The 7,610-nt window shown below is 69.9% G+C and carries 6 protein-coding genes; 4 read left to right on the top strand and 2 right to left on the bottom strand.

The window, feature by feature from the left end:
* Positions 1-159: 159 nt before the first annotated feature.
* The 4 genes from ACIQBL_RS21245 (at position 160) to ACIQBL_RS21230 (ending at position 6,028) form a co-directional block, all read left to right on the top strand.
* On the top strand, positions 160-843 hold the full coding sequence (locus ACIQBL_RS21245; protein WP_019059380.1) for a response regulator: 684 nt from the start codon (positions 160-162) through the stop codon (positions 841-843).
* Position 844: 1 nt separating this feature from the next.
* A complete protein-coding gene (locus tag ACIQBL_RS21240; protein ID WP_401943970.1) occupies positions 845-3,391 on the top strand; it encodes a DUF4118 domain-containing protein in 2,547 nt (848 codons plus the stop codon).
* A gap of 56 nt (positions 3,392-3,447) precedes the next feature.
* Positions 3,448-4,911 (top strand): glycoside hydrolase family 43 protein, encoded by a 1,464-nt coding sequence (locus ACIQBL_RS21235; RefSeq protein ID WP_401943968.1) that lies wholly within the window; start codon positions 3,448-3,450, stop codon positions 4,909-4,911.
* A 73-nt stretch (positions 4,912-4,984) separates the two neighbouring features.
* Positions 4,985-6,028, top strand: a complete 1,044-nt coding sequence (locus tag ACIQBL_RS21230) for an endo-1,4-beta-xylanase (RefSeq protein ID WP_401943966.1) — start codon at positions 4,985-4,987, stop codon at positions 6,026-6,028.
* Between the two features lie 92 nt (positions 6,029-6,120).
* On the opposite strand, the gene ACIQBL_RS21225 is transcribed toward ACIQBL_RS21230, so the two are convergent.
* Positions 6,121-6,312: a DUF5999 family protein gene (locus tag ACIQBL_RS21225; RefSeq protein WP_329245543.1), complete on the bottom strand. Its 192-nt coding sequence runs from the start codon at positions 6,310-6,312 to the stop codon at positions 6,121-6,123.
* 283 nt (positions 6,313-6,595) lie between these two features.
* Positions 6,596-7,180, bottom strand: a complete 585-nt coding sequence (locus ACIQBL_RS21220; RefSeq protein ID WP_401943965.1) for a hypothetical protein — start codon at positions 7,178-7,180, stop codon at positions 6,596-6,598.
* Positions 7,181-7,610: the final 430 nt, after the last annotated feature.

Below are 7,610 nucleotides of genomic sequence, written 5' to 3'. Positions count from 1 at the left end.
CAGGGGTTACGGTGCGGGATCTCACCTTGGCGCTCAGGGCCCTTGTGAGTAAGTCGTTTTGGGGTTACGCGACGGGCTGGGGTGGCGGGGGCCCGGGAGGGATCCCGGCGCCGCCGACTCCCGCCGCCATGCCAGGGACCACACGAAAGGCACACCCCCATGACACGGGTGCTGGTGGTGGAGGACGACCCGCAGCTCGTACGGGCCCTCGTGATCAACATGCAGGCCCGCCAGTACGGCGTGGACGCGGCCCCCGACGGTGCCACCGCGCTGCGGCTCGCGGCCATGCGGCAGCCGGACGTCGTGATGCTCGACCTCGGACTGCCCGACATGGACGGCGTCGACGTCATCAAGGCGCTGCGCGGCTGGACCCGGGTCCCGATCCTGGTGCTGTCGGCGCGGCAGGCCTCCGACGAGAAGGTCGCCGCCCTCGACGCGGGCGCCGACGACTACATCACGAAGCCGTTCAGCATGGACGAACTCCTGGCCCGGCTACGGGCGGCCGTGCGCCGGGTCGAGGACGTGCCGCTCGCCCCGACGACCACCCTGGTCACCACCGACGACTTCACCATCGACCTGCTCGCCAAGCGCGCCACCCGCGGCGGCCACGACATCCGGCTCACCCCCACCGAGTGGCATCTGCTGGAGATCCTGATCACCAACCCGGGCCGCCTCGTCACCCAGAAGTACCTGTTGCAGGAGGTGTGGGGGGTGTCCCAGAGCAACAAGACCAACTATCTCCGGGTCTACATGGCCCAGTTGAGAAGGAAGTTGGAGGGGGACCCGTCGAGCCCCCGCTATCTGATCACCGAGCCCGGCATGGGCTACCGCTTCGAAGGATGACATGGCACGCGGCAAGCTCCGGATCTACCTCGGCGCGGCACCGGGCGTCGGCAAGACGTACGCGATGCTGTCCGAGGCGCACCGCCGTATCGAGCGCGGCACCGACTGCGTGGTCGCGTTCGTGGAACACCACGGCAGACCGCGCACCGAGGTGATGCTGCACGGCCTGGAGCAGATCCCGCGCCGCGAACTCGCCTACCGGGAGACACGGTTCACCGAGATGGACGTCGACACGGTCCTCGCCCGGCACCCCGAAGTGGCCCTCGTGGACGAGCTACCGCACACCAATATCCCCGGCTCCCGCAACGCCAAGCGCTGGCAGGACGTCGAGGAGCTGCTGGCGGCGGGCATCGACGTGATCTCGACCGTCAACATCCAACACCTGGAATCCCTGGGCGACATCGTCGAGTCCATCACCGGCGTACGGCAACAGGAGACCGTCCCGGACGAGGTCGTCCGCCGGGCCGACCAGATCGAGCTGGTCGACATGTCACCGCCCGCGCTTCGGCGACGCATGGCGCACGGCAACATCTACACACCGGACAAGGTCGACGCGGCTCTGTCGAACTACTTCCGGCCCGGAAACCTCACCGCGCTACGGGAGTTGGCGCTGCTCTGGCTCGCCGACCGGGTCGACGCCTACCTCCAGGAGTACCGCAGCGAACACCGTGTCTCGGCGATCTGGGGCTCGCGCGAACGCATCGTCGTAGGACTGACCGGTGGTCCGGAGGGACGCACGCTGATTCGCCGGGCCGCGCGCCTGGCCGAAAAGGGCGCGGGCGGCGAGGTGTTGGCGGTCTACATCTCCCGCAGCGACGGCCTGACGTCCGCTTCCCCGAAGGAACTGGCCCAACAGCGCACCCTCGTCGAGGATTTGGGCGGCACCTTCCACCAAGTCGTCGGCGAGAACATCCCGGTGGCCCTGCTGGACTTCGCGCGCGGGGTCAACGCCACCCAGATCGTCCTCGGCGTCTCCCGTCGCAAGGGCTGGCAGTACGTCTTCGGGCCCGGCGTCGGCTCGACGGTCGCCCGGGACTCGGGACCCGATCTCGACGTCCACCTGATCACCCACGACGAGGCGGGCAAGGGGCGCGGACTGCCCGTGAACCGGGGTACGCGGCTCGGCCGCGCCCGGATCGTCTGGGGCTGGCTGGCCGGTATCGGCGGACCGCTGCTGCTGACCTGGCTGTTGAGCAGCGTCGCGCCCGAAGTGGGCCTGGCCAACGACATGTTGCTGTATCTGACCCTGACCGTGGCGGCGGCCCTGCTCGGCGGACTCTTTCCCGCGCTGGCCTCGGCGGCGGTCGGATCGCTGCTGCTGAACTGGTTCTTCACCCCGCCCGTGCACACCTTCACCATCGCCGACCCCAAGAACATCGTCGCCATCGCGATCTTCGTGGCCGTCGCGGTGTCCGTGGCGTCGGTCGTCGACCTGGCCGCCCGGCGCACCCACCAGGCGGCCCGCCTCCGCGCCGAGTCGGAGATCCTCTCCTTCCTCGCGGGCAACGTGCTGCGCGGCGAGACCAGCCTTGAAGCCCTCCTTGAACGGGTCCGCGAGACCTTCGGCATGGAGTCGGCGGCCCTGCTGGAACGCGCGAGCGATGTCGAGCCCTGGACCTGCGCGGGCAGTGTCGGCCCGCGCCCCTGCCAGAACCCCGAGGACGCGGACGTCGACGTACCGGTCGGCGACCACATGGCCCTCGCGCTCTCGGGCCGGGTGCTGCCGGCCGAGGACCGCCGCGTCCTGGCCGCCTTCGCCGCCCAGGCCGCCGTCGTACTGGACCGCCGCCGGCTGCGCGAAGAGGCCGATCAGGCACGCGCGTTGGCCGAGGGCAACCGCATCCGCACGGCCCTGCTCGCCGCCGTCAGCCACGACCTGCGCACCCCGCTCGCCGGCATCAAAGCGGCTGTCACTTCCCTCCGCTCCGAGGACGTCGACTGGTCGGAGGAGGACCGGGCGGAACTCCTGGCCGGCATCGAGGACGGTGCCGACCGCCTCGCCAACCTCGTCGGGAACCTCCTTGACATGTCCCGTCTCCAGACCGGCACGGTCACCCCGATCATCCGCGAGGTGGACCTCGACGAGGTCGTCCCGATGGCGCTCGGCGGGGTCCCCGAGGACAGCGTCGAACTCGACATTCCCGAGACCCTGCCGATGGTGGCCGTCGACCCCGGGCTCCTGGAACGCGCGGTGGCCAACCTGGTCGAGAACGCCGTCAAGTACAGCCTGGACGCAACTCCCGTACTGGTCAAGGCGAGTGCCATCGCCGACCGCGTGGAGATCCGCGTGGTCGACCGGGGCCCGGGTGTCCCCGACGAGGCCAAGAACCGCATCTTCGAACCCTTCCAGCGCTACGGCGACGCCCCGCGCGGAGCGGGCGTGGGCCTCGGTCTCGCGGTCGCACGTGGCTTCACCGAGGCCCTCGGCGGCACACTCGGCGCCGAGGACACACCCGGCGGCGGCCTCACGATGGTGCTCAGCCTTCAACTCACCTCCGCGCAGAACCTTGCCGCCGTGCCCGGATCCACCTACAGTCCCGCTCCGTAATGTTCGTCAATCGGCCCGAAACTTTCGAACACGGCCGGACGGAGGGCCCGAGGCGTATGCGGACGTACGACAACCCGGTCATCGGCGGTTTCCATCCCGACCCCAGCGTCTGCCGGGTCGGCGAGGACTACTACCTCGCGTGCTCCAGCTTCGAGTACTTCCCCGGGGTGCCGCTGTTCCACAGCAGGGACCTGGTGCACTGGCGCCAGATCGGCAACGTCCTCGACCGGCCGGGTCAGTTGGACCTGCCGGACGACACCCCCGCCTCGGCCGGCGTCTACGCCCCGACCCTCCGCCACCACGACGGCCGCTTCCACCTGATCACCACCGACGTGGGCGGCAAGGGCACCTTCCTCGTCACCGCCGACCGTCCCGAGGGCCCCTGGTCGGACCCGGTACTCGTCGACGTGCCCGGCATCGACCCCGACCTGGCCTGGGACGAGGACGGGAACTGCTGGTGTGCGGTGGCCGGGGTGAAAGTGGCCCGCATCGACACGACGACCGGCAAGGTCCTGGAGGGCCCGCTCCCGGTCTGGTCCGGCACCGGACTCCAGCACCCGGAGGCCCCGCACCTCTACCGCGTCGGCGACTGGTGGTACCTGATGCTGGCCGAGGGCGGCACCGCGCACGGCCACGGCGTCTCGATCGCCCGCGCCCGCTCCCCGCGCGGCCCCTACGAACCGGCCCCCGCCAACCCGATCCTCTCCCACCGCAGCACCGACCTCCCCGTCCAGAGCACCGGCCACGCCGACCTGGTCACCGCCCCCGACGGCACCTGGTGGATGGTGCTGCTCGGCACCCGCCCCCGCGGCTGGTTCCCCGGCTTCCACGTCCTGGGCCGCGAGACGTTCCTGACCCCGGTGGAGTGGGTGGACGGCTGGCCGAGGGTCGGCCCGGTACGGGAACAGCACCCGGCTCCGGCGGCCTGGCACCCCTTCCAACTCCCGCCGGTACGCGACGACTTCGACGCCCCGGCCCTCGCCTTCTCCTGGATCTCCCCGCGAAGCAGGCCGGACGGGAGCTGGTCCCTGACCGAGCGGCCGGGCTGGCTGACCCTGGACGCGCAGACGGGCCCCGCTTTCCTCGGACGCCGGCAGCAGCACCCCGACTGCCGGGCGGCGGTCCGCATCGACCCCGGCTCCGGGCGCGCCGGCCTCTCCGTCCGCATGGACGAGGCGCATCACTACGACATCGAGGTCGCCGGGGGAGCGGTGAGCGTGGTCGCGCGGATCGGCCCGGTACGGCAGCGCGTCGCCGACTGCCCGGTGCCGCCCGGTCCGCTGACCCTGGCCGTCGACATCGGCACGGCCGATGTCGTCACGCGCGGCCCCGACACCCTCGCCTTCTCCGTCGTGGGTCCCGAAGGCGCCGTAGAACTGGCCGTGTTGGACGGCCGCTATCTCTCCACCCAGGTCGCCGGAGGCTTCACCGGCCGTGTCATCGGCATGTACGTCACCGAGGGCGCGGCGGCCTTCGACTGGTTCGACTACGAGCCGCAGCAGCACAACATTCTGGATTGACATCGAAACTTTCGACCCCAACCAGCACGGGCGCCACCCGACGAACTGCTCACCCATGAACAGGAGTCGCACCATGCCCAGGAACAGACTCAGGCTCGCGGGCGCTCTCGCCGCCGTCCTCATCGCGGCGGGGATCGCCACCGGCCCGCCCGCCCAGGCCCACGAGAAGCCGGCCACCCTCGCCCAACTCGCCGAGCGCCACGGCCGCTACTTCGGCAGCGCCACCGACAACCCCGAGCTGACCGACACCGCGTACACGGCGCTCCTCGGCAGCGAGTTCGACATGATCACGCCGGGCAACGGCATGAAGTGGTACGCCACCGAGCCCCAACAGGGCGTCTTCGACTGGACCAACGGCGACCAGATCGTGAACCTCGCCCGCGCGCACCACCAGCGGGTCCGCGCCCACACCCTGGTCTGGCACAGCCAGTTGCCCGACTGGCTCACGTCCGGCACGTGGACGGCGGACGAGCTGAGGGCCGTACTGAAGAAGCACATCACCACCGAGGTACGGCACTACCGCGGCAAGGTCTACTCCTGGGACGTCGTCAACGAGGCCTTCAACGAGGACGGCACCTACCGCGACACCCTCTGGTACCGGACGCTCGGCCCCGGCTACATCGCCGACGCGCTGCGCTGGGCCCACCAGGCCGACCCGCACGCGAAGTTGTACCTCAACGACTACAACATCGAGGCCACCGGCCCGAAGAGCGACGCCTACTACGCCCTGGCCAAGGAGCTGAAGGCGCGGCACGTCCCGCTCGACGGCATCGGGCTGCAGGCCCACCTGGCGCTCCAGTACGGCTATCCGACGTCCCTGGAGGACAACCTCCGCCGCTTCTCCCGCCTCGGGCTCGACACCGCGCTCACCGAGGTCGACGTACGGATGCAACTCCCGGCGACGGACGCCAAGTTGGCCGAACAGGCCACCTGGTACCGGGACCTGACCGAGGCGTGCCTCGCGGTGCGCCGGTGTGCCGGGGTGACCGTATGGGATTACACGGACAGGTATTCGTGGATTCCGGCGTTCTTCCCGGGCGAGGGAGCCGCCCTTCCCTGGGACGAGCAACTCGCGCCCAAGCCCGCCTATGACGCACTTCGGGAGGCACTCCGATAGCGGCCGACTACGGGGAGTGATCGGCCCCGGAAATGCGTCGGGGCCGGTGCGCACCTCGTGTGTGCGGCCGGCCCCTCATGTTCTTGAATTGCTCAAGCGGCAGTCATCACCTGACGGTGCGGGGCGATGATCTGGCCGTCGGGCAGGAGCTCACCGGTGTCCTCGAACAGGAGAACGCCGTTGCACAGCAGACTCCAACCCTGTTCCGGGTGGTGCGCCATGAGGCGGGCGGATTCCCGGTCGGCGGATTCGGCTGTGGGACACGGTGGCTGGTGCTTGCACATTGGTGGGATCTCTCGCTCTGTTGTGGTCATGTCCGTCCCCCGTGGTGTTGAGTCGGTCCGAACCCAGTGTTGCCCCACGGGCGTCAATCCGCAGGGATTTAGCAGCACCGCTTCTCACAGGTTAGTGACGCTTCACCCGCGCGGACGGTTCATCCCAATTCCCAGCTCGTACGAGCTTTTTCCTGCTCGTACGAGCGTTACGAGCGTAATAGGGCCGGAAACGCGATCGTACCCCGCTGCCGGGAATTCGGCGGCGGGGTACGGCGGCGACGGAGGGGGAAACTCAGGCGGGGGAGCCGAGCAGGGGCGCGGGAGTCACCCGATGGGTCAGCACCGGCAGCAACTCGGCGACCCGGTGTGGACGGTGGGCCGCGATGCCGGGCGGTGCCGGGGCCAGCGGGACCAGGAGGTCGGACGCGGCGGGGTGGCCGTCGGCGCCGTCCGCGGTGAGGTCGCCGTGCAGCCACAGCGTGAGCATGTACAGGCCGGGCACGGAGAGGAGGCGCGGCTGGTAGGCGCCCTTCATGTTCTCGGCCTGGCGCAGCGCCCGCTCGGTGGCGGCGATGTACGGGCCCTCGAAGAAGTGCGAGAACGCCCAGCCGTCGGGCGTCAGCATCGTCTCGGCCGCGGCGACCGCGCGGTCACCGCAGCGGATCAGGAAACGCCAGCCGGCCAGCCGGGTGACCGCCGCCCCCTCCGGGGCGACGCTGTCCAACACATGGACGGGCAGCGGGAGTTCGGGGGTCGCCGGTCCCTGCGCGGCACGCAGGGACGGTGTTCGGGCCTCGCGGACTGCGGTGGGGGAACCGAGTGCCGTGAGAACGGAGCGCAGGGCGGGCGCGGGAGCCGGGGGGACATGCAGCGGCATGGTGGGTCGCCTCTCATTCGACAGGCACGGTGGCGCGAGGGCGGGACGGGGGCGGACGGCGCTGTCAGCTCTCGGGGGGTCAGAGAGGCGGGGGCCGGGTGGGGTGAACATGCGGAGGACCTGCCGCACGTCACCTCGACGGCAGGACCAGGACCGTGGGCACCAACCTTCTGCCTTGTTCGCGGAGTTTATACGACACGTGTTCAGACGATGTTTCGTCTAACCGTTTCCCGTATGAACAACAAGGGGCTATTCGGCCAGCGATTCGCGGGAATCACCCCTGTTCCGAACCGGTCCTGCGGCGATGACCTCGGGATATGGCACCGATGCGGTCGGCCAATTGTCGTCGGCGTTTTTCACGAGGTACTCATGGAGTGCGGAACCGCACGATGCCGCATGCCTCGTGAATGTGCCGCGGGTCACGTTCGAC

It is taken from the genome of Streptomyces sp. NPDC088350 (assembly GCF_044753545.1).
Classification (GTDB): domain Bacteria; phylum Actinomycetota; class Actinomycetes; order Streptomycetales; family Streptomycetaceae; genus Streptomyces.
This window is presented reverse-complemented; position numbering and strand designations above follow the sequence as displayed.

Excerpts from the sequence above, each read along its gene's own strand:
- ACIQBL_RS21245 (WP_019059380.1), top strand. The coding sequence starts at position 160 with ATGACACGGGTGCTGGTGGTGGAGGACGACCCGCAGCTCGTACGGGCC.
- ACIQBL_RS21235 (WP_401943968.1), top strand. The coding sequence starts at position 3,448 with ATGCGGACGTACGACAACCCGGTCATCGGCGGTTTCCATCCCGACCCC.
- ACIQBL_RS21225 (WP_329245543.1), bottom strand. The coding sequence starts at position 6,312 with ATGTGCAAGCACCAGCCACCGTGTCCCACAGCCGAATCCGCCGACCGG.
- ACIQBL_RS21230 (WP_401943966.1), top strand. The coding sequence starts at position 4,985 with ATGCCCAGGAACAGACTCAGGCTCGCGGGCGCTCTCGCCGCCGTCCTC.
- ACIQBL_RS21240 (WP_401943970.1), top strand. The coding sequence starts at position 845 with ATGGCACGCGGCAAGCTCCGGATCTACCTCGGCGCGGCACCGGGCGTC.
- ACIQBL_RS21220 (WP_401943965.1), bottom strand. The coding sequence starts at position 7,180 with ATGCCGCTGCATGTCCCCCCGGCTCCCGCGCCCGCCCTGCGCTCCGTT.